We start from the raw sequence: 20,914 nt of genomic DNA on the forward strand, positions 1-20,914 counted from the left end.
CCTCGAGCACCCGCTGCCACGCGGCTCGTTCCGATGTGCTGATCGCTTGGCACCGGCCTGTCGATCGTTGCTGTCTCTAGCCTCGGGGTGGTGTGTGAGACGACGCGAGCTGTGCTGCCGGTTGCAGGTGGCGGCGGTTGTGTCGGCGGCGTCGGACCGACCCAGCGACGGGAGACGAGCACGTCGAAGAACCAGGTGAGCCCGGTGACGCCGGCAGAGGTGTGAAGTGGTGACCTGGCGCCGCTGGTTGAGCGCTGATCAGCCGAACGTGCCGGAGACGAGCGGGTTCCACGCCGCCCCGCCGCGTCCACGTTGGCTGACGGTCGTCATGTTCTTCGTGGTGGTGTCGGTGTCGGTCTCAGTGGCCCATCTCTTTCGAGACACCGCAGAGATCGCGGTCGAATGGTGGTCGAGCGAGCCAGACGTCGTGGCCGCCGCTGCGGCAGTGAAGTGGTTGGTGCTGTTCGGGGTCGTGTCGGTGTCGGTGTTCGTGGCTGCGTGTCTCGGGCGCAGGGTCGAGACGCGTCGGGCTTTGCAGACCGGTATCGAAGCAGTGGCAGCGTCGGCGCGAGGTGAACCGCGCCGCATTTCGTTCCGGGCGTCGGGGACACGAGCCGTCGGAACATGGGTGGCGTCCACTGGATTGTCCTCGATCGGTCGGGAGTCGGCGATCATCGAGATCGGCGGCGCGTTCGGGACATTGGCGGGGCGTCGATCCGGCGGGCGCGGTGACGCCTTGGCGACAGCGGGAATCGCAGCCGCGTTCGCCGCCGCGTACTTCGCGCCGCTCGCTGCGATCCTCTATCTCGAGGAGCATCTCCGGGTGCTGCACTCGCGGCGGGCGCTGTGGTTCGCGATGTCGGGTGCTGTCGTCGGGCACATCGTGTCGTGGCGAGTCATGGGTGGGCGCGCGGTCTTCCCCGCGCCAGTCGGATCGCGTTGGCGAACGCTCCTGCTGTCGATCCTGGTACTCGTTCCCGTCGTGGTCGGAGCGCGCCTGTTCCGTGTCGTGCGCGTGCGGGTCAGGGTCGTGAAGCTCGCCGAACGGATCCGAGTGCCATGGTGGTCGGCGGTCGCCGTGTTCTCGCTGGCCGCCGGGGCCGCTGTCGCCACGTTCCCGTTCGCCGCAGGCAACGGGATGGAGGCGCTTCGCAACGCCTCGGTCGGAGCGACGCTGACGATCGCCGTGGCGCTCAGCATCGGCAAGTTGATCGGCACCGCCGCGTCGCTCGGGGCCGGCGCGCCAGGTGGTGCGCTGACGCCGAGCATGAGCATCGCGAGCGGCACGGGGCTGCTCTGTCTGCTCGCCCTGGAACACCTCGGCGTCGAGATCCACGGCGGAGTCACCTGGGGGGTGATGGTCGCTGCGATGGCCGTCGGCGTCACGGTCGGTTTGCGTTCGCCCCTGATGGCGATCGTGCTCGTTCCCGAACTGGTCGGCGACTACACGATGCTTCCGGTGATCGCCGTCGTGGTCGCGGCGGCAGTGCTGGTCGACAGAGGTGTCGATCGGGCGACCAAGCGCACGGCACGGGTACCCGACGTCATCTACGACGAAGATGCCTGACAGTGCGGATTCGTGCGGACCGAAGCCGACGACACCAGCACCCTGGCCCCCGTCCGGTCGGGCCCCTGCCTCCTCGGGCGGTGACGTCCTCTCAGGTGGCGCGGGGTGAGTTGGCGGAGGAAGGTCGGGAACGGGCGAGTTCACTCCCTTCCGCATGACTCATCCGTTGCTCGATGTCCTGCTCGAGGCAGCGCGCGGTACCTTCCCGGCCGTCGACGGAGCCGTCACGTTCCTCCCCGGCCTACCGGATGGGAATCGCGCCATCGTTGCGATGACGGGCCACGCATTCATCGCCGCTGATCTCGACGCCGGTGACTTCAACGGAATCGAGCTCGACGGATTCGGTGCCGCGCTGTCACCTGCGGCGGTCGTGCGGGTGGCGGGCGACGGAGAGATCGGCGTCCACGACGTCACCCTCGTCGCGCCGGGAACCGGACGAGGAATCACATCGCCGATCACCTCGGCGTGGGACGACCACCCGCGGGTGCTCCACGCACGCCGGCTCCGTACGAACGTCGTCGTCCATGGTGACGACCGTGGGATCGTGACGCTGAGCGAGGGACTCGCTGGTCGCACCGAGATGAGCATCGAACTCGCCGACACCGTCGGATCGACGGGTCTCGGTCGGCGCCTGATCCTGGATGCCGTCGGGGGCGTGCCCGAGGACGGTCATCTGTTCGCCGCGGTGTCGCCCGGCAACGCACGCAGTCTGCGCTCGTTCCTGGCCGCCGGCTTCGTTCCGATCGGCAGTGAGGTCATCATCGACCGGGTCGCGCCAGCCGTCGACGAATCGGTTCAGATCTGAGCCGTGACACGAGGGCGTGATGACGACGCATGCCCGTCCACCGGGTGCCGCATCGGGTGACCCGGACGCGTCCGAGGCGTGTGAGCGATGGGTGCCTGTCGACGACGCGTCAGGTGCGTCGGACCATCAATCCGACCCGGCGGCGAACCAGCCGTTGATGTCGACGATGATGTCGGTGGGGGAGTCGGCGTAGAAGCACACGGTCCCGGTTGTCGACACTGGTGCGATGACGGCGTTCGCGACGGTTCTGCCGGCGTCGTCGTCTCGCGGATCGATCGAATACGGGTCATGTCCGGCTCCTGAATATCGAGTTGAGATTCAGTCCGGCGGCCCTTCTCACCAGCAATGGTGGATTGGGCCCGTTGACCATTCGCCTGCGTGTGCAGTGTTGACCGTTCAGAGATCGAGACCGTTCCTGGCTCGACCCGGCTGGCGTCGCCCAGGTACCCACGTCATCGGCACGCGTGCAAGGAACTTGAGCACGAGTCCGAAGATTCTTCGTCGTCTGTGTGAATCACGTCGTCCCACATCCGGCTCGTCGGCGCCAGGAAGTGCGCCCGCTCCGGCGGTGGTCGTGAGTGCTTCAGCCTTTCAGCACAGCGCGGAACTGCTCGTGGAACCGGGCTCGCTCCGGACCGACTTCATCGTGCCAATCGGCTCCGAACTCTGTGCGGTCGGGGTCGTGAAGGTGGCGGGCGGCGTCGATCGTGGCCTGTTCGACCCGTACTCGTAACGGCCTCTCCCACCGACACGAGCACGTCGCCATCGTCCAGCTCACTCCTGGCTCGTCGTAACCGGCGACCTGGACTCTGTGGCCTTCGGCGACCATTCGCGCAGAGTAACAGTGCGACGAGGCGAGAAACGGTTGGCCTCGCGATGCGCGGAAGGTGCCGTCGACCGCCCGCCCCCGACGAGCCGGCGTCGGGTCACGCCAGGCGAGTTCCGATCCGGACGATCTCGTCCAGATCGCCGGGCGCAGGATCCCATGGCAGACGTGTGGATCGGTCCCTGGCGGGTTGGTTCTTGAACCGGGGGATGACGTGGACGTGGAAGTGGAACTCGGTCTGCCAGGCGTCGGCGCCGCTGCAGTTGAGCAAGTTGACACCGTCGGCGCCCAGCCGGTCCTTGGCACGCCGGGCGATCTCCTGGGACAGCAGTGCGCACGCGACGAGATCGTCGGGGGCGACGTCGAGAAGATCTGACGCGTGTTCTCGAGGCACCACGAGTGCATGGCCCTCGGTCACCGGGTTGATGTCCATGAATGCGATCGCACGGTCGGTCTCGGCGATCGTTGTCGACGGGATCCGACCGGCGACGATGCCGCAGAAGGTGCATCCGGGCTCGACCTGCATGAAATGGACTGTATTCGCATTCGACGAAGCCGTCGTCGACGTTCCCGACCGCCGACCGGGTGTCCCCGTCGGCCGGTTCGGACACGTCGCGCACACTCGGGCCCGCACCCGGAATTCGGTGGTCGACACGACTACCGTCGGATCGGTGAGGATCCGATCTGCGGAAGAGGACGAACTCGCTCAACTCTCCGACCTGGCCCTCCGGTCGAAGGCCGTTCACGGCTACAGCGAAGAGTTCCTCGAGGCGTGCAGGGAGGAGCTGACCATCACTCCCCACCGGCTCGCGAACGAGACCATCCTGGTGGCTGAGCAGTCTGGGAGACGACTCGGGTTCGTCGCCGTCGCGGTGCACCATGATCGCGCGGAGCTGATGGATCTGTTCGTCGAGCCCGATCGGCGTGGAAGCGGTGTGGCCTCGCGCTTGTTCGAGACGGCATCCGAGACGGCTCGCGCCGCCGGCGCGACCCGCCTGGAGATCGACTCCGATCCCCATGCCGAGGACTGGTACCGCAAGCGAGGCGCCGAACGGATCGGGGAGACGCCATCGGGTTCGATACCAGGCAGGGTACTTCCCCGACTCGCACTCCGCCTGTCGGCCCGACCAATGAGCCGGGGAACGCCGTGACGCGACGGGGACCGTCGAACCACGGACCGGTGGAGGCGGCCGCGTCCCGATTCCGGCCCGAGGCGCGACGTCGGGCCCTTGGACTGGGCCGTGACGTCTCGACATCGGCACACTGGGAGCATGTTGCACGACAGCGTCCACGTGTCGACGTCGATCGACCGTCCCCCTCACGAGGTGTACGCCTTCGTCGCGGATCCTGCGAACCTGTCGGTGTGGGCGGCTGGTCTCGCGGACAGTCCGCTCACGCAGGTCGACGGCAAATGGACGGCCGACTCCCCGCTCGGTCGTGTGGTCGTGGCGTTCGTCGCTCTCAACGACCTGGGCGTCGCTGATCACGACGTGACGTTGCCGTCCGGCGACACGGTCACGAATCCGATGCGGATCTTCGCGAATGGCGATGGATGCGACGTGGTGTTCAGTGTGCGACGCCTCGCCGGGATGACCCGAGAAGAGTTCGACGCAGACGTCGACGCAGTCTCTCGAGATCTCGCCACGTTGCGCTCCGTCATGGAGGCATGAGGACGTCGCCCCCCCCCCCCCCGGAACAGCGGATCAACCGGCGCTGGCCATCGACGGCGAACTCGAGCTTCGCCCGTTCGAGGTCGGCGACGTCGAGACGGTGGTGACAACGTTCTCGACGCCCGACAGCCAGTTCTTCCCCTTCCGTCATCTCGACCACGACGAGGCGATCGAGTGGATCCAGCAGTGTGCCGACTCCTGGCGATCGGAGAAGGCCGCGACCTGGGCGATCGTCGAGCGACCCTCCGAGCGGGTGCTCGGTCGGGTGACGATTCGCCTGTCACTGGCCGAGGGTCACGGTGAGGTGTCCTACTGGGTGCTCACACCTGGCTTCCGACATGCACGGGGACGTCACGGTCCGATCGCTGTCGTCCACTCCGGGCCCGGGGGTGCCGGACTCGGACGTCGACGGATGTGCTCGCGCGCACGTGCGACTTCGTCGGATCGCGGCTGGGCTGTCGGAGACGGACATGCCCCCGCTCCTCGGCCGGCTGCCGGAACGAGCCGACCATCGCGACGTCATGGCCTGGCTGCTCGGCCGTGGGCCGGCTCCAGAGCTCGACCCGTGGGGATGAAGAGCGATCTTCGCCGCCGCTCGTCGATCGAGGGGAGCCATGATGGCGTGATGGTTGGTGCTGACCTCCCCGGTGGCGTGTACGCGGAAGTCGACGGCCGCCTGCACACGGCCAGTCACCTGCGGGGGCATCCGAGCGTCACGCTCACGGACGAAGGTGACCGCCTCATCGATCGGGCCGCCGCCGACCGGCTGTTTCGTCGCACGGTTTCCGGCCGATGGCGAGGTGAACCGGTGACCGTCTGGGCCGCTCGAACCCCGGGCGTCGTTCGGGTGCAATTCGATGGCGACGATCCACGCCGCGCTCGCGCCGCCGGCATGCGCGGCGATCGAACGACGTGGGAACTCGACGTCCCGCCGGGTGAGGTCACGGTCACCAGCATCGACGAGGTCGAGCTCGAGTAGGCGGGGCCGGCTGCACACACCGCGGTGGGTCATGACTCCCGCCGTCGAGCGGCCTGCTCATCGGCGAGCCGCCGACGACGACCACTGGACCCACCCCGCTGAACCCTTGGCAACGGATGCGAAGCGACCCTGGCTCACATGTCGCCGACGACACGCAGGTGAGCGGGACTCGCCGCCCGTTCGGCGCCGAGGACACGCTCGAGCACTGCCTCGCTGGCGGCATCGGCCGGGATCCATGTCACGAGCTGTTGATCATGTCCGTTCAGGTCCATGACCTCGACGATCAGCCGGATCTCGTCGAGCCTCGGAAGCTGGAGGCGCAGTGCGGAGGACCGAGGTCGCGAGACTCGGTGGGCGGCCCACCGCTCCGCGAACTCGGGTGCCTCCATCAGTTCGTCGAGGAGCGCCACGAGGACCGGCTCGGCCTCGAGTCGGCCGTGCGCGATCCTGAGACCGGCGACCGTGTCATCGGCGATCGCAGCCCAATCCGGGAACACCGTGCGAGCGCCGGGATGGAGGAAGTGGTGGCGAATCAGGTTGTGCGGCTGCTCGACACCGTGGAAGCCCATCAACGTCGTCCACGCCTGGTTGGCTGTCACGACGTCACCGAGCGGGCCGGAGACGAACGCAGGAAGCGGCTCGAGCTGATCCACCAGCCGCTTCACCGAGGCGGTCACCGTCAGATCGAGCACCGGCGCAGCGGGGCAGAACTGCTCGAGGTGCGGCGAGGCGCCGAGGGAGGCCAGGCCCAACATGTAACGGGTCTCGTCCCCGTCGAGCTGGAGCGCAGTGGCCAGTGCGCCGACGATCTCGGTGGACGGGTTCGTGTCCCTGCCTTGCTCGAGTCGTACGAGGTAGTCGATGCTCACCCCGGCCAGCGTGGCCAACTCCTCGCGCCGGAGACCCGGGGTGCGTCGCCGACCGTTGTCCTTCAGCCCGACTTCGGCAGGCGTCAGCCCCTCACGTCGGGACCGCAGGAACTCGGCGAGAGGAGGTGGATGAGTCACGGCCAACAGTCTGGCAGCTGCGGCGCGGCTCCATCCTGGCCCCCTCGGTACCAGGATGGAGCCGGTCTTCCTGGTTGGCTCGGCGACGGTCATCGTGACCACATGACCACACACACCACCACACTTCCGCTCGTCGCCGGCCGCTGGGCCGTCGACCCCGCCCACTCGGCGGTCAACTTCACGATCCGACATCTCGGTGTGTCGAAGGTGCGCGGGCGCTTCACGAGCTTCGACGTCGACGTCCACGTCGGCGACACCGTCGAGACGACCTCGGTTGCCGCAACGATCCAGCTGGCATCCATCGACACCGGCAACGCAGATCGCGATGCACATGTCCTCGCCTCGGACATGGTCGACGTGAACCTCCGACCCACGCTCGCCTTCCGATCCACGATGGTGACGGCGAACGGTGACGACTGGCGTGTCGACGGTGAACTCACCGTCGGCGAGGTGACCATGCCGGTGACGTTGGCGGTGCTGTTCGGCGGAGTCGAGGAGTTTCCCGGGGGCCCGCGTCACGCAGGCTTCGAGGCCACCACTCAGATCCGTCGCCAGGACTTCGGACTCATGCCATCCATTCCCGCTGCAGCGCTCGGCGACGTGATCAAGATCGAACTCGACATCCAACTGCTCGAACCCGACGCCACATCGGACGTCGCTGCCGAGTGACATCAACCCGGAGTTGTCCGCGGACACTCCAGACCGCTCTGCATCGGTCGCCATTCCGCGGTCAGGGAGCGCTCCCTCTACCGCCACCTGACGCCGGATCCGGTTCGTTCGAGAGTGGGGCTCGCTCTCGACGGAGGGACCAGGTGCCTGCGTCGAGTTCGTCCTTCGTGACGGTCAAGGTCGGGACGCCGGGCATCGAGGAGTAGCCCAGCGCCAACGTCACGCAGAGCTCGTTCGCCTCCTGGACGCACACCACGTCGTCCGAACCGGCGGAGTTCCGCAGGGTCCACCGCTCGGCGAGCGATGCGAGCCCCTCGGCCAACACGTGGTCGACGGCGTCGTCTCGAGTCGAGTGATGTCCGAGCACGGCCCCGAACACCACGAGTGCCGACCACGAGCCGTCGCGGAACTCGACGTAGCCGCACAATTCGCCATCGTCGGCGCGCCTGATCTCCTCCACGCCGCAAGCATGCCCGGCCGGTGCCTCCACCTGCCATCGGGTTTCCTCGCCGGGGACGAGGTGACGGGTCGGTGTGTCGTTCGATTCGGTCCGCCGGTGTCAGGGCGTCTCGTCCAGAGGGCGATCGACGAGCGCCACCAACATCTTCGGCGCCATGATGCAGAAGCTCTCGGTCACGAGCTCGGCGACCTCGCTCCAGTCGGCGTCCTCGAGCACGATGCCCATCGCATCGCGTCCCCAGCCGAGATCGAGGTAGGGATGACCGCTGCGGCGCAGCACCTCGAGTTCCTCGCCCTCGGAACGGAACGAGACCACGGCGACCGAGGCGTCACCGTCGAACTCGATGCCCAGCACGTGTGCGAACGTCCGCTTTCGGACCATCCACCGGGTCCCCACCCACGCACGTTGCTCGTGGGTCTCGGGGAGTGCCAGGCACATCGCACGAAGGCGGTCCGTCGCATCGTCGGGAACGTCGTCGGTGTAGCGACGCTGACGGCCGGCCATGACCGAACAGTACGTCCGCACTCGTTCCCGTGCCCACCGGTCCATCTTCGAGTCTGCGGCATCCGGCTCGGTTCCTCGCGCCCGGCACTGCGGTGCCCCTCGTCGAACCGAACCCAGCTGATCTCAGGCGGCATCGGCCACGTCGTGATCGGCGAACTGGGTGCGGGCGAGTCGCGCGTACAGCCCGTCGCGTTCGAGCAACTCGGTGTGCGTCCCGCGTTCGACGACCCGTCCGCCGTCGATGACGGCGATCGTGTCGGCGGCTCGCACGGTGGCGAGACGGTGGGCGATCACGATCGAGGTCCTGCCGTGGAGTGCGGTGGTCAAGGCCTGTTGGACGAGTGCCTCGGACCCGGCGTCGAGGTGGGCGGTGGCCTCGTCGAGGATGACGACGGACGGGTCCTTCAGCAGGAGTCGGGCGATCGCGATTCGTTGCTTCTCGCCACCCGACATCCGATGGCCGCGGTCGCCGACGACCGTGTCGAGCCCGTCGGGCAGTGCACGTACCACGCCCCACACCTGTGCGGCGCGCAGTGCGTCGACGATCTCCTCGTCGGTTGCCTCGGGGCGTCCGTAGCGCAGGTTCGCCCTCAAAGTGTCGTGGAAGAGATGCGAGTCCTGGGTGACCACGCCGATCCGATCGCGCACCGACGACGACGTGGCCGTCCGCAGGTCGACGCCGCCGATCCGCACGGTGCCGGTGGTCGGGTCGTACAGGCGCGACACCAGGCCGCTGATCGTCGTCTTGCCCGCTCCGGAGGGTCCGACGAGCGCCAGCGTGTGGCCGGGCTCGACGTGCAGGTCGATGCCGTGGAGGATGGGTTCCGGCACGGTCTCGTCGAGTCGTCCGACCCCCTCGAGCGAGGCGAGCGAGACCTCGGCGGCGGTGGGATACCGGAAGGTCACGTCCGTCAGCTCGACGGCGAGTGGCCCGGACAGCAGGTCGGTGGCGTCTTCGGCGTCGACGATCGCAGGCCGCAGGTCGAGGACTTCGAGCACACGCTCGAAGCTGACCAGCGTGGTCATCACGTCGACCTGGACGTTGGACAGCGACGTGAGCGGACCGTAGAGGCGATTGAGGTACGCCGTCAGGGCGACGACCGTGCCGATCCCGAGCGAGCCGGAGATCGCCATGACCCCGCCGAGCCCGTAGACGAGTGCGGTCGCCAGCGAGGCGAGCAGGCCGAGCGCCGTCATCAGGACGCGTTGGTACATCGCCGTCGTGACGCCGATGTCACGAACGCGGCCGGCACGACGATCGAACGAGGACGATTCGCGACGGGGATCGCCGAACAGCTTCACCAGCAGCGCCCCCGACACGTTGAAGCGCTCGGTCATCATCTGGCCCATCTCGCCGTTGAGCCGGTACTTCTCGCGGGTGAGATCCGCGAGGCGGCGTCCGATCCACTTGGCCGGGAGGACGAAGAGCGGGAGCAGGATCAGTGAGAGCAGCGTGATCTGCCACGACAGGACGAACATCGCGGTGAGGGTCGCGGCCACGGTCACGACGTTGCCGACCACGTTGCTGAGCATCGAGGTGAAGGCCTGCTGAGCACCCTGCACGTCGGTGTTGAGTCGCGAGACCAGTGCGCCGGTCTGTGCGCGGGTGAAGAAGCCGATCGGCATCCGTTGCACGTGGTCGAAGACCTGGGTCCGCAGGTCGTGGATCAGCCCTTCGCCGATGCGAGCAGAGAACCACCGCTGGGCGAGACCCAGTGTGGCGGAGACGAACGCGAGCGCGGCGAGTGCCACGGCGAGACCGATGACGAGACCCGTGCGGCCATCGGCGATACCGGTGTCGATGATCTCGCGGTACACGAGTGGAACGGCGGCGCCGGCTGCGGCGTCGAGGACGATGAGGAACAGGAACATCGCGATCGCCCACCGGTACGGCCGGGCGAAGGTGAGGATCCTCGGGATGGTGCCCGGAGCGAGACGATGGTCGGTGACCGACCGATCCTGGGAGAACGAGCGTGTGGGTCGAGGCATCGGGCCGACTTTCCGGTGTCGGCGTCGCCGACGAGACCTGAGAGATGGTGAGTGGAATCTATGATGAGCTAAACTCACTACATGACCCGAGGTATTCCCCGTGTGGCAGGCGACACGCCCGACGAACTGGCCCCGCAAGTGGCCGACCTGTTGCACTCGGTCACGCACCGTCTCCGACGCGAAGCACGTGCCACGCAGGGCGCACACCGTGCGACCTGGACCCAGATGCGTGCCCTGCGTGCGCTCGAACGACTTCGGCCGCCGGTCCGGATGAGCGCACTGGCCGAGGAGTTGCACATCGCGCGACGCTCGGCGACCTCGCTCGTCGACGACCTCGAGTCCAGTGGCTTCGTCCGCCGCGTTCGTGACCCCGATGACCGCCGCGCCGTGACCGTCGAGTCGACCGCAGCGGGTCGTCGGGTGATGATCGAGGCCGGTGAGCGGCGTCGGCGCGCCACGGTGGGCATGCTCGGAACGCTGTCGGAGGCCGAACTGCGAACGCTTCGGGACATCCTGGGCCGTCTCGTCGAGTGAGTCGATCCGGGCCGACCGCCGACCGCGAGCGCCGTGCAACGCAGGACGGGACGTCGGCCGCCGTCGGCTGACTCGTCAGTGACGACGCGGTGGTCGGCGCGGCGAGTTGCTCGGGCCGACGGTCCGGGTGAACCCGTCGAGTGCGATCCCGGCGAAGGCGAGCGCCAGACCGATCAGCGCACCGCCCCCGACGAGCAACAGCATCGACGGGACGGCATCGGACCAGACGGCTTCGATCATCTCGCCGAACAACGTGTCGGAGACCAGGCCGATCAGCCACCCGACGGCCAGCAGCGTGACCAGCCACGCCCCGGCGACGATCGCGGCCTTGATCCCGATGCCACGCAACGCACGCCCGGATCGTGGGTGGACCAACACGGCGAGGAGCGCGGCCAGCAGTGTCACGACGAGCGCGACCAGGCGCGTCGTCTCCGCCGCCGAGCGGAGACCGAGACGAGGAAGATCGTCCGGAACGACCGTGGGCAGGCCGGCGTCGACAGCGATGGCAGTGGGGTCCAGACTCTGCGAGTCACCGACCCCGAGAGCGGCCACGTCGACACCGTTCGCCGCTGCGGTGTCGAGGATCGACGAGACGATCGCCGTGCCCACGGCCGTGTCGGCGTCGACGACCTCCACGGGAGGGTCGCTGTCGACGATCTGTGCATGAGCGTCGAGCAACGAGCGCTCGACGACGTCTCTCACGCTCGGGTCGTCGCTCGCGACGGTGGCGGCCTGCCGTGCCAGACCCTCGCCCGCCACCGGAGCGATCGCACGTACGACGGTCTGTTCGACCAGATCGCCGGTGAATCGCGACTCGGAGATCTGTGACGCCGCTCGCTCGGCGCGTCCGGCGTCGAGGATCGACATCAGGGCCAACTGGGCGGGGACGAGCGCGGCGAACGCGATGCTGAACACGGCGGCGGCGAGTCCGGCGAGGGCCATTCGTCCCCCCGACTCCCGACGACCGCCCACGCAACGAGTCTGACCGATCGATCGGGTCGCAGCGGGTCACGACGGCGTTCCGACTCGGCTCGGCGCGAGCTCAAGTCGGCCACATCGCTGCCGAATGACCTGAGGCATGGATCACTCTCCACCTCTGATCGCGGGGCGACTGACCCGCCGGGGAGTTTCGGGGCTGGTCCTCGTCGTGCTCTTCGTGACCCCGTTCCAGTCGATGATGATGGACTCGCGTCTCCTGTACGGCCTGCTCGCCGTGCGTGCACTGCTGCTCCTGGTGCTCCTCGCCGCGGTGCACAGAGACCGCGTGGCGCCCATCACGGGAGGTCGCCTGTTCCTCCTGATCGGGCTGTCCGACATGGTGGCCTCCGCGTTCGTGTTCGACTCGGAACCGAACGGCGTCCTCGTCGAAGCGGTCGCCCACGGCACGATCTTCTCGATCGTCACGCTCCTGATCGCCCCGAGTCGGACGAGGCGGAAGTGGTCACTGGTCGTGATCGGGATCATCTTCGGTGCGGCCGCGACCCGACTCGTTCCGGGCGACGAACTCCTGCTCGTCCAGCTCATGGCGATTCTCGTCGTCCACACCACCGCCGTCCTGGCCCTCGACGTCCACGCCAACCGCGCCGAGGTGGCCGGAGCGATGGCGACCGTCGACCCGTTGACCGGGCTGGTCAATCGGCGCCCGGCCATCGAACGGATGACGGAAGAACTCACCGCCGTCGCAGACCTGTCCGTTCCGTCGAGCGTGGTGATGCTCGACATCGACCACTTCAAGCGCGTCAACGACACGCTCGGCCACGAAGCCGGTGACGACGCCCTGCGTCACGCCTCCGGAGCGATGTCGGCCCTGGTGCGCGGTCGCGACACGCTCTGTCGTTGGGGCGGCGAGGAATTCCTCGTCCTGTTGCCCGGGGCGACGAGCGAGACAGCTGCGCAGGTGGCCGAACGGATGCGTGCCGAGATCGAACGCCTGGGTGTGACGGCGTCGTTCGGAGTGGCGCAGGCCGTCGAACGCGACACCGTGACCGAGTGGGTGCACCGGGCCGACGACGCGATGTACCGCGCCAAGCGCAACGGACGCAACCAGGTGGTCGTGAACGACCGGTCGGCGTCGGCATCTCGCTCCACGAAGTCCTGACGCGGACGGTTGATCGCGTCGCACCGTCAAGTCGAGCCGCGACTCGACCGATGAAGAGACCGATGCCGGCGCCGACACCATTCGATTCGATGCGAGCGCTCCTGCTCGTCGTGCTCCGTGACGGCACGATCTCCGAGGTCCACGGCGGATTCGGCGGGTTCCTCGGGCTCGACGTGCCCGCTCTCGCGGGTTCCAACGTGTTCGAGCACATTCCGGTGACGGACGGCGACGCCTTGGCGATGTACTTCCTCGACGCGGTCGGTGAGTCGGAGGAGACGATCGCTCTCCCGATGCCGTTTCGGATCTCGGTCGTCGGCGTCGACGGGTTCACGCATCCCGTCGATGTCGTGCCGAGCGGAACGGTGGACGGCGACGACTGGTCGTGGACCGTCCTGCTGATGCCCGTCGCCCTCAACGGGTCGATCACCCGGTCGCTCGACCTCGAGATGGCAGGCGCGCCACGGGAACTCGTGCAGCGGATGCTGTGCGAGGAACTCCGCGTCGACAACGCCAACTACACCAGTCGCTGGCTGCTGATCGACGTGCACGATCCGGCCGAACCGGAGGTGATCTGCGCACGCGCCGAGGACCAGGTCGTGGCCGACGCCGTCCGCAGCGCGGTGCACTCAGGAGGCTGGCTTCCGTGGGACGGCGTCGGACGCGGTGAGACCGCACCACTCGAGGTATCCGGCTTCCCATCGACCCTCCGGTCGATGATGGAGGAGCGCGGTTGGCAGCGTTCGATCGTCGCGCCGGTGCACGTCCGAGATCGCCAGGTCGCCGCCTTCGTGCTGCTCGGTCGGGTCCCGACGAGCTACGACCCCATGCACGTCAAGCTCAACGTCGCCGCTCGGATCCAGGCGCTGGTGCGCGCCACGGTGCTCCTGCTGGAGCGGTGGAGCGACCAGGACGCGCTGAGGTTGGCCGCCACCACCGACGAGCTCACCGGACTCGACAACCGACGTCAACTCCTCGCCTGGCTGGAGACCGAGAGGCGCTGCGGCTCTCTTCTGTACGTCGACGTCGACGACTTCAAGTCGGTCAACGATCGCTTCGGACACGTCGTCGGTGACACCGTCCTGGTCGAGATCGCGCGACGCCTGCAGTCCCTGTGCCGGACCGAGGACCGCATCGGGCGAATCGGTGGCGACGAGTTCGTCGTGGTGCTCCCCGGCGCCGACGACCGACTTGCCGGTGAGATCGCCGCACGCATCATCGACCGGATCGGCGAGCCGCTCGACGTCGCCGGTCAGGTCCACCGGATCTCGGTCACCATCGGTCACGCGCCGCTCGACGCCGGCGACCCCCTCGATGCAGCCGATCACGCGATGCTGCAGGCCAAGCGCATGGGCCGTGGATGCCACCTGCTTGCTTCGTCGGCCCGTCACTGAACCCCTCGGACCGGCGCAGGCGCCGCTCGCCACGATTCGGATCGAACGGGCCGGGACGGCGATGATCGTGCGATGAACAGCACCTTTCCGAACCGCGTCACGGAGATGTTGGGCGTCGAGTATCCGATCGTCCAGGCACCGATGGGTTGGATCGCCCGCTCCCAACTCGCCTCCGCCGTTTCCAATGCGGGCGGCATGGGCATCATCGAGACGTCGTCGGGCGAACTCGACGCGGTGCGGGCCGAGATCGAGAAGATGGCCGACCTGACCGACAAGCCGTTCGGAGTGAACATCGCCCAGGCCTTCGTGCGCGATCCGGACATCGTCCAGTTCGTCGTCGACCAGGGCGTGCAGTTCGTCACGACCTCCGCCGGCAACCCCACGAAGTACACGGCCCAACTCAAGGCTGCCGGGCTCACGGTCTTCCACGTCGTACCGACGCTGCACGGCGCCCTCAAGGCTGTCGAGGCCGGTGTCGACGGACTCGTCGTGGAGGGTGGTGAAGGTGGCGGCTTCAAGAATCCGCGCGATGTCGCACTGATGGTGCTGCTCCCGCTGATCGCCTCGAAGGTCGACGTGCCGATCATCGCCGCCGGAGGAATGGTCGACGGCGCCTCGATGGCCGCCGCGCTCGCGCTCGGAGCGGAGGGCATCCAGATGGGGACCCGGATGGTGTCGGCAGCGGAGTCGCCCGTCCACCAGAACTGGAAGCAGTCGATCGTCGACGCCGCCGAGACCGACACGGTGTTCCTCAACCGACACACCTCGCCTGCGCTGCGCGCACTCAGGACCGAGCGCTCCGAGGCACTCGAACTCGACACCGAGACCAATGCGATGACGGCGCTGGTCGGTTCGACGCTCGACCTGTACTTCGGCGGCGACATGAACGCCAGCCTTGCCCTGACCGGTCAGGTCGCCGGTCGGATCGAGAGCGTCGAACCCGTCGCCGACATCATCCGACGCTGCGCCGCGGAATGTCGCGAACTCCTCGCGGATCTGGCGCAGCGCTACGCCTGACCAGGCGTGCAACCACGTGGTGTCAGACACCGCTCGGTATCCATTCGGTGTCTGACACCGTGTGGTTCGGTCCGGTATCGGCGGAGCGGGCAGACTGCTCGACGTGACGCTGACCGACGACGATCGCCGACAACTCCACGAGCGCTATGCCAGCGAGCGGGACAAGCGGATCCGCGCCGACGGCAACGAGCAGTACATCGAGGTCACCGGGCTGTACTCCGACTACGCGGACGATCCGTACGTCGCGGTGGAACCCCGCGAGTCGCTGCACGACGAGGTCGAGTTCGCGTTCGTCGGTGGTGGTTTCGCCGGGCTGCTGACCGGAGCGAAGCTCAAGCAGGCCGGCGTCGACGACGTGAGGATCATCGAGAAGGGCGGCGACTTCGGCGGCACCTGGTACTGGAATCGGTATCCGGGGGCACAGTGCGACACCGCTGCCTTCATCTACCTCCCACTGCTGGAGGAGACCGGGCACATGCCGTCGGAGAAGTACACGCATGCTCCCGAGATCGCCGAGCACTGCCGACGGATCGGCCGGCACTTCGATCTGTACGACAACGCACTCTTCTCGACCGAGGTGACCGGATTGGAGTGGGACGACGATGCGTCGCGCTGGATCATCCGGACCAACCGAGGTGACGAGATGCGTGCTCGCCACGTGGCCATCGGTACCGGCCCTCTGCATCGGCCCAAGCTCCCGGGCATCCCCGGGATCGACACGTTCGCCGGACACAGCTTCCACACCAGCCGCTGGGACTACGACTACACCGGCGGCGACCCGTCCGGGGCACCGTTGACGGGGCTGGCCGACAAGCGAGTCGGCATCATCGGGACGGGTGCGACGGCGGTGCAGTGCGTGCCGCATCTCGCCCGCTCGGCCGGCGAGCTGTTCGTCTTCCAGCGCACGCCCTCGTCGATCGACGCCCGCAACAACCACGACATCGACCCGGAGTGGTTCGCCACCCTCGAGCCGGGATGGCAGAAGCGGTGGATGGAGAACTTCACCATCCTGCAGACGGGCGGATTCGCCGACGAGGATCTCGTGATGGACGGCTGGACCGACATCTCGCAGCGGATCCGCGATCGCCTCCTGTCCGCACCGGAACCGGACCTCAGCCCCGAAGGTTTCCTGAAGGCATACCACGACAGCGACGACGAGAAGATGGAGGAGATCCGACGTCGTGTCGAGGCGATCGTCGCCGACCCCGACACCGTCGACGCCCTCAAGCCCTGGTACCGACAGTTGTGCAAACGGCCGTGCTTCCACGACGACTACCTGCAGGCGTTCAACGAGGCCGGCACCACGCTCGTCCACACCGACGGCCAGGGCGTCGAGCGGATCACCGAGCGCGGCGTGGTCGTCGACGGGGTCGAGTACGAACTGGACTGCCTGATCTACGCCTCGGGCTTCGAGGTCGGCACCGAGTTCACCCGGCGGTGGGGCTTCGACGTGACCGGACGTGACGGGGTGCTGCTGTCGGATCACTGGGTCGACGGGATGACCAGTCTGCACGGGATCCACACGCGCGGCTTCCCGAACATGTACATCGTGAGTCCGTCACAGGGCGCGAACCTGATCTCGAACGTCCCGCACAACCTCACCGAAGCCGGCGCCACCATCGCGACCGTGGTCGCCCACGCCCGATCGGTCGCGGCGACCGAGGTCGAGGTGACCGAGGACGCCGAACGGCAGTGGGTGGAACTGCTCGAAGCGGGTGGGCGGACCTTCGGTGGCGACCCGACGTGCACGCCCGGCTACTACAACAACGAGGGGCACGGAATCGCCGACAGCGCCCGGCGCAACAGCCTGGGCTACCCGGAGGGTCCCGTGGCCTACTTCGACCACATCGAGCGGTGGCGGAGTTCCGGCGAGTTCGCCGGTCTCGAGTTCCGCTGACGTTGCCTTCTCGTACGGGTCGGCGTCGCTGAGCGACGTAGACCCGTACGAGAAGCCGGGTTTCGGAGGCGTGGGTCAGAGGGCGATCTCGGTGCCGAGGTAGGCGGCACCCGCCACCAGGACCCACGCGACGAGCCCGAGCACCAGTGGGCGGGCGCCGAGCCGACGCATGTCGCCGAACCGCACTCCCATCCCGAGTCCCACGAGTGCGATCGTGAGGACGATCTTCTCCAGTCCAGCGAAGGTGTCCAGCACCCCGTCGCCGAGCACCCCGGTCGAACGCACGACGATCGCCACGAGGAAGCCGACCACGAACAGTGGGACGAGCGGCGGGGTGGCACCGCCCGTCGCGGTCGTGTCGGGTACAGCCGTCGGGTCGGCCGCACCGTCTGCCTCGTTGCGTGCGGCGCCGGTCGCGGCCCGGCGACGTGTGATGGCGATCGTGGCCACGAGCGGGGCGAGCAGAACGACGCGGGTGAGCTTGACCACCGTTGCGGCAGCGACTGCACCGTCACCCTCCGTCGACGCAGTGGCGACCACCTGGCCGACGTCGTGCACCGCCCCACCGACCCAGGCGCCGAACATCTCACCCCCGAGGCCGAGCGGTCCTGCCAACAGCGGGAGCACGAAGATCGACAACGTGCCACACAGGGTGACGAGCGTGATCGCGTACGCCGTCTCCTCCTCGTCGGCGTCGATCACTCCATCCATCGCAGCGATCGCCGACGCGCCGCAGATCGAGTAGCCGGTGGCGACGAGCAGTCCGAGATCGTCCGGGATGCCCAGGCGTCGTGCGACCCATCGTGTCCCGACGAAGGTGACCGTGACGACGCACGCGACCACGAGCAGCCCACTGGCGCCGAGCCCTGCGAGGTCGCCCAGTGACAGCCGGAACCCGAGCAGCACGATGCCGAAGCGGAGCACCGAACGCGATGCGAAGCGCACGCCGGGAAGGAGCGCCGGAGGCAGGGCGGCGACGTTGACGACCAGAGCGCCGAGCACGACGCCGACGACGAGCGGGGAGAGGAAGTCGGCGAGCGATGCGATCCATGTCGACGCGAGCGCGACCAGCGCGAGGGCGACGAGGCCGGGCGTGACCGCGCGCGCCTGGTCGACGACGCCGTCGGCGGCGTCTGGGGCAGCTGTGTCCCTCGACGCCACGAGCGAATTCACGCGACGTTCACGGCGTCGGGGGTGAACTCGAGTCGTCCGTGATCGATGTGCGGGAGCACGTGGCGAGCGAACAGGTCGCATTCGGCGGCGTGAGGGTACCCCGAGAGGATGAACGACTCGATGCCCGCATCGGTCAGCTCGTGGATCTTGGCGAGCACCTGGTCGGGGTCGCCGACGATCGCGGTACCGGCACCGGAGCGAGCGCGCCCGACACCGGTCCAGAGGTGGCGCTCGGCGTAGCCCTCGTCGTCGGCACCTTCGCGCAGCTCGGCCTGCCGTGCCACGCCCGCCGACTTCGAGTCGAGCGACTTCGATCGGATGGCCTCGCCGGTTTCGGCGTCCAGCTTGGAGAGCAGACGGGTCGCTGCCGCGCGCGCTTCGGCCTCGGTCTCGCGCACGACCACGTGCGACCGCCAGCCGTACCGGAGACTGCGGCCCTTGGCGGCGGCGCGTGCGTCCATGTCCGCCTTGACCTCGAGCATCTTGTCGGTCGTGTCGGGCCACATCAGGAACACGTCGGCACCGGCCGCGGCGCACTCGCGGGCGGCGGGGGAGAGGCCACCGAAGTAGAACAGCGGGCTCGAGCCGCTGACCGTGCGGATCCGGGGCGGCTCGACCTCGAGGTCGACGAAGTCACCGTGGAAGTCGACGGCCCGACCGTCGAGCAGTTCGCGCAGGGCGTACATGATCTCGGTGGAGCGGCGGTAGCGGGGTTCGCTGTCGAGCGTCTCGCCCGGAATGTCACTCGAGATGATGTTGATCGTCAGTCGACCGTTCATCATCTGATCGAGCGTCGCGATCTGACGCGCGAGCTGAGGCACCACCAGTTCGCCGCAGCGGACGGCGAGGAGCATCCGCATCGAGGTCTGGGGAGCGAGCGCTGCGGCGAACGCGGCATTGTCGATGCCGAGTGCGTAGCCGGACGGCAGGAGCACGTTGTCGAAGCCGTAGCGATCGGCGGTGAGCACGATGTTGCGGCAGTGCTCGTAGGAGCTGGCGAGTTGCGGGTCGGGCTGCCCGAGGAACTCGTAGTCGTCGTCACACAGTGCCGAGAACCAGGACATCTCCACGACCGGCCGTCCCGGGGCGCTCCTGTCCGTCGTGGTGTCGCTCGTGGTCGTCGTGTCGTCGCTCATGCGTTGCTCTCCTCGGTCGTGGGTGCGGTGGTGGACGTGGTGTCGAAGTACTCGGCGGGCAGCAGTTCGCTCAGCTCCACCGGCCGTCCGAGTTCGATGCTGAGGTGTGCCGCCCGTCCGGCAGCGACGGACCAGAGTCCGTCGATCAGCGTGACGCGGGGTGGGCGACCTCCCCGGATCGCCTCGATGAAGTCCAGGTGCTCGAGGTAGCTCGAACCGTGGTGCAGACCCTCGTGCGCCACACGATCGTCGTGGACGACGTGGCTGTCGACGCCACCGATCCAGTGGTCGCCGCGCACCCCGACTCGAATCACGTTCTCCGGGATGAGCGCCTCGACCTTGCCGCGGTCACCCACCACGGAGATCTCCTCCTGGTTGTGGGTGGCCTCGGCGAACATGCAGAGGTCGAGGAGGGCCCGGGCACCGCTCGGGTAGTCGACGATGACGAAGGCGTTGTCGAGGATGTCGGGGACACCCTCGTCGTACTCCTCGTCGAGGTGGTTGACGTCCTGGGCGCCCGAGGCCATGACGCGCACGGGGCGTTCCTGCAGGATCAGGTTCATCAGGTCGAAGAAGTGGCACGTCTTCTCGACCAGCGTGCCGCCCGTGTTCTGCGAGAAGCGGTTCCAGTGGTCGACCTTGACCAGGAACGGGAAGCGGTGCTCGCGCATCGCGACCATCCTCGGTGTCCCGACCACGCCCTCGTGGACGAGGCGCACCAGCTCGGCGGCAGGTGGCATGTAGCGGTACTCGAGGCCGACCCAGGTGATCGCGTCGGCCGGGCGCCGTTCGGAGAGTTCGATGATCCGCAGGCAGTCCTCGACGGTGGTGCACAGCGGCTTCTCCACGAGGACGTGGAGGTCGGTCGCCAGCACGTCGCCGAGCACGTCGACGTGGGTGAGGTTCGGCGTGACGATGACGATCGCGTCGCACAGCCCACTGGCGAGGAGGTCTCGATGGTCGGTGAACACGGCGACGTCGTGGCCCGCAGCGGCGTGGCCGGTGGCGATCGAATCCGTGTTGGTGTCGGCGATCGCCGTGATGATCGCTCCGTCGATGGCTCGGATGTTCTCGATGTGCTCGATCCCCATCATCCCCGTCCCGATCACGCCGTAGCGGACCGGATCGGGTGTCGCTGTTCCTCCTGCCGTCATGTCGTCAGCTTCGCGCCGCCCGCTGCCGGCGGGAACCC

The 20,914-nt window shown here is 67.9% G+C and carries 20 protein-coding genes; 11 read left to right on the forward strand and 9 right to left on the reverse strand.

Annotated features, from left to right (window positions below):
- The first annotated feature begins 229 nt into the window (after positions 1 to 229).
- Positions 230 to 1,567, forward strand: coding sequence for a chloride channel protein (locus ABJK40_RS18125; protein WP_348478769.1), 1,338 nt, complete (start codon positions 230 to 232; stop codon positions 1,565 to 1,567).
- Between the two features lie 154 nt (positions 1,568 to 1,721).
- The gene (locus ABJK40_RS18130; RefSeq protein WP_348478768.1) at positions 1,722 to 2,372 is read left to right on the forward strand and encodes a hypothetical protein; all 651 of its coding nucleotides are present in this window, start codon (positions 1,722 to 1,724) and stop codon (positions 2,370 to 2,372) included.
- Positions 2,373 to 3,298: 926 nt separating this feature from the next.
- Here the strand turns inward: ABJK40_RS18130 and ABJK40_RS18135 are convergent.
- Entirely contained in the window at positions 3,299 to 3,724 is a 426-nt protein-coding gene (locus ABJK40_RS18135) for an HIT domain-containing protein (protein ID WP_348478766.1), read from the reverse strand.
- A gap of 145 nt (positions 3,725 to 3,869) precedes the next feature.
- On the opposite strand from ABJK40_RS18135, the gene ABJK40_RS18140 reads away from it, so the two are divergent.
- The 3 genes from ABJK40_RS18140 (at position 3,870) to ABJK40_RS18150 (ending at position 5,847) form a co-directional block, all read left to right on the forward strand.
- On the forward strand, positions 3,870 to 4,349 hold the full coding sequence (locus ABJK40_RS18140; protein ID WP_348478765.1) for a GNAT family N-acetyltransferase: 480 nt from the start codon (positions 3,870 to 3,872) through the stop codon (positions 4,347 to 4,349).
- A gap of 120 nt (positions 4,350 to 4,469) precedes the next feature.
- Positions 4,470 to 4,868, forward strand: coding sequence for an SRPBCC family protein (locus ABJK40_RS18145; protein ID WP_348478764.1), 399 nt, complete (start codon positions 4,470 to 4,472; stop codon positions 4,866 to 4,868).
- Between the two features lie 625 nt (positions 4,869 to 5,493).
- Positions 5,494 to 5,847, forward strand: coding sequence for a hypothetical protein (locus ABJK40_RS18150; protein WP_348510361.1), 354 nt, complete (start codon positions 5,494 to 5,496; stop codon positions 5,845 to 5,847).
- Between the two features lie 134 nt (positions 5,848 to 5,981).
- Here the strand turns inward: ABJK40_RS18150 and ABJK40_RS18155 are convergent, their stop codons facing one another.
- On the reverse strand, positions 5,982 to 6,854 hold the full coding sequence (locus tag ABJK40_RS18155; protein ID WP_348481523.1) for a helix-turn-helix transcriptional regulator: 873 nt from the start codon (positions 6,852 to 6,854) through the stop codon (positions 5,982 to 5,984).
- Between the two features lie 102 nt (positions 6,855 to 6,956).
- On the opposite strand from ABJK40_RS18155, the gene ABJK40_RS18160 reads away from it, so the two are divergent.
- A complete protein-coding gene (locus tag ABJK40_RS18160) occupies positions 6,957 to 7,523 on the forward strand; it encodes a YceI family protein (RefSeq protein WP_348481525.1) in 567 nt (188 codons plus the stop codon).
- 61 nt (positions 7,524 to 7,584) lie between these two features.
- On the opposite strand, the gene ABJK40_RS18165 is transcribed toward ABJK40_RS18160, so the two are convergent.
- The 3 genes from ABJK40_RS18165 to ABJK40_RS18175 form a co-directional block, all read right to left on the reverse strand.
- Positions 7,585 to 7,983: a hypothetical protein gene (locus ABJK40_RS18165; RefSeq protein ID WP_348481527.1), complete on the reverse strand. Its 399-nt coding sequence runs from the start codon at positions 7,981 to 7,983 to the stop codon at positions 7,585 to 7,587.
- Positions 7,984 to 8,082: 99 nt separating this feature from the next.
- The gene (locus tag ABJK40_RS18170; RefSeq protein WP_348481529.1) at positions 8,083 to 8,487 is read right to left on the reverse strand and encodes an MmcQ/YjbR family DNA-binding protein; all 405 of its coding nucleotides are present in this window, start codon (positions 8,485 to 8,487) and stop codon (positions 8,083 to 8,085) included.
- Positions 8,488 to 8,610: 123 nt separating this feature from the next.
- Entirely contained in the window at positions 8,611 to 10,476 is a 1,866-nt protein-coding gene (locus ABJK40_RS18175; RefSeq protein ID WP_348481531.1) for an ABC transporter ATP-binding protein, read from the reverse strand.
- Positions 10,477 to 10,557: 81 nt separating this feature from the next.
- Here ABJK40_RS18175 and ABJK40_RS18180 point away from each other — a divergent pair, with 81 nt between their 5' ends.
- On the forward strand, positions 10,558 to 11,010 hold the full coding sequence (locus tag ABJK40_RS18180; protein WP_348481533.1) for a MarR family winged helix-turn-helix transcriptional regulator: 453 nt from the start codon (positions 10,558 to 10,560) through the stop codon (positions 11,008 to 11,010).
- A 75-nt stretch (positions 11,011 to 11,085) separates the two neighbouring features.
- On the opposite strand, the gene ABJK40_RS18185 is transcribed toward ABJK40_RS18180, so the two are convergent.
- Positions 11,086 to 11,982, reverse strand: coding sequence for a hypothetical protein (locus ABJK40_RS18185; protein WP_348481535.1), 897 nt, complete (start codon positions 11,980 to 11,982; stop codon positions 11,086 to 11,088).
- A 106-nt stretch (positions 11,983 to 12,088) separates the two neighbouring features.
- Here ABJK40_RS18185 and ABJK40_RS18190 point away from each other — a divergent pair, with 106 nt between their 5' ends.
- The 4 genes from ABJK40_RS18190 (at position 12,089) to ABJK40_RS18205 (ending at position 17,413) form a co-directional block, all read left to right on the forward strand.
- Entirely contained in the window at positions 12,089 to 13,108 is a 1,020-nt protein-coding gene (locus ABJK40_RS18190; protein WP_348510362.1) for a GGDEF domain-containing protein, read from the forward strand.
- 89 nt (positions 13,109 to 13,197) lie between these two features.
- Positions 13,198 to 14,499, forward strand: coding sequence for a GGDEF domain-containing protein (locus ABJK40_RS18195; protein ID WP_348510363.1), 1,302 nt, complete (start codon positions 13,198 to 13,200; stop codon positions 14,497 to 14,499).
- Positions 14,500 to 14,571: 72 nt separating this feature from the next.
- Complete coding sequence (locus tag ABJK40_RS18200) at positions 14,572 to 15,516, forward strand: nitronate monooxygenase (protein WP_348479340.1); 945 nt, start codon at positions 14,572 to 14,574, stop codon at positions 15,514 to 15,516.
- Between the two features lie 103 nt (positions 15,517 to 15,619).
- Entirely contained in the window at positions 15,620 to 17,413 is a 1,794-nt protein-coding gene (locus ABJK40_RS18205; protein ID WP_348510364.1) for an NAD(P)/FAD-dependent oxidoreductase, read from the forward strand.
- 75 nt (positions 17,414 to 17,488) lie between these two features.
- Here the strand turns inward: ABJK40_RS18205 and ABJK40_RS18210 are convergent, their stop codons facing one another.
- From ABJK40_RS18210 to ABJK40_RS18220, 3 genes are all read right to left on the reverse strand, one after another.
- Positions 17,489 to 18,574: a putative sulfate exporter family transporter gene (locus ABJK40_RS18210; protein ID WP_348510365.1), complete on the reverse strand. Its 1,086-nt coding sequence runs from the start codon at positions 18,572 to 18,574 to the stop codon at positions 17,489 to 17,491.
- Positions 18,575 to 18,582: 8 nt separating this feature from the next.
- Positions 18,583 to 19,650, reverse strand: a complete 1,068-nt coding sequence (locus tag ABJK40_RS18215; RefSeq protein WP_348479342.1) for an LLM class flavin-dependent oxidoreductase — start codon at positions 19,648 to 19,650, stop codon at positions 18,583 to 18,585.
- 68 nt (positions 19,651 to 19,718) lie between these two features.
- Positions 19,719 to 20,876 carry a Gfo/Idh/MocA family oxidoreductase gene (locus ABJK40_RS18220; RefSeq protein WP_348479339.1) on the reverse strand — a complete coding sequence of 386 codons (1,158 nt, stop codon included), beginning with the start codon at positions 20,874 to 20,876 and terminating at the stop codon, positions 19,719 to 19,721.
- Between the last annotated feature and the right edge of the window lie 38 nt (positions 20,877 to 20,914).

Source organism: Ilumatobacter sp., assembly GCF_039969435.1.
Lineage (GTDB): Bacteria > Actinomycetota > Acidimicrobiia > Acidimicrobiales > Ilumatobacteraceae > Ilumatobacter_A.

Coding starts and splice junctions, on each gene's coding strand:
- ABJK40_RS18130 (WP_348478768.1), top strand. CDS start 1,722: ATGACTCATCCGTTGCTCGATGTCCTGCTCGAGGCAGCGCGCGGTACC.
- ABJK40_RS18135 (WP_348478766.1), bottom strand. CDS start 3,724: ATGCAGGTCGAGCCCGGATGCACCTTCTGCGGCATCGTCGCCGGTCGG.
- ABJK40_RS18145 (WP_348478764.1), top strand. CDS start 4,470: ATGTTGCACGACAGCGTCCACGTGTCGACGTCGATCGACCGTCCCCCT.
- ABJK40_RS18150 (WP_348510361.1), top strand. CDS start 5,494: ATGGTTGGTGCTGACCTCCCCGGTGGCGTGTACGCGGAAGTCGACGGC.
- ABJK40_RS18160 (WP_348481525.1), top strand. CDS start 6,957: ATGACCACACACACCACCACACTTCCGCTCGTCGCCGGCCGCTGGGCC.
- ABJK40_RS18170 (WP_348481529.1), bottom strand. CDS start 8,487: ATGGCCGGCCGTCAGCGTCGCTACACCGACGACGTTCCCGACGATGCG.
- ABJK40_RS18175 (WP_348481531.1), bottom strand. CDS start 10,476: ATGCCTCGACCCACACGCTCGTTCTCCCAGGATCGGTCGGTCACCGAC.
- ABJK40_RS18180 (WP_348481533.1), top strand. CDS start 10,558: ATGACCCGAGGTATTCCCCGTGTGGCAGGCGACACGCCCGACGAACTG.
- ABJK40_RS18190 (WP_348510362.1), top strand. CDS start 12,089: ATGGATCACTCTCCACCTCTGATCGCGGGGCGACTGACCCGCCGGGGA.
- ABJK40_RS18195 (WP_348510363.1), top strand. CDS start 13,198: ATGCGAGCGCTCCTGCTCGTCGTGCTCCGTGACGGCACGATCTCCGAG.
- ABJK40_RS18200 (WP_348479340.1), top strand. CDS start 14,572: ATGAACAGCACCTTTCCGAACCGCGTCACGGAGATGTTGGGCGTCGAG.
- ABJK40_RS18215 (WP_348479342.1), bottom strand. CDS start 19,650: ATGTCCTGGTTCTCGGCACTGTGTGACGACGACTACGAGTTCCTCGGG.
- ABJK40_RS18220 (WP_348479339.1), bottom strand. CDS start 20,876: ATGACGGCAGGAGGAACAGCGACACCCGATCCGGTCCGCTACGGCGTG.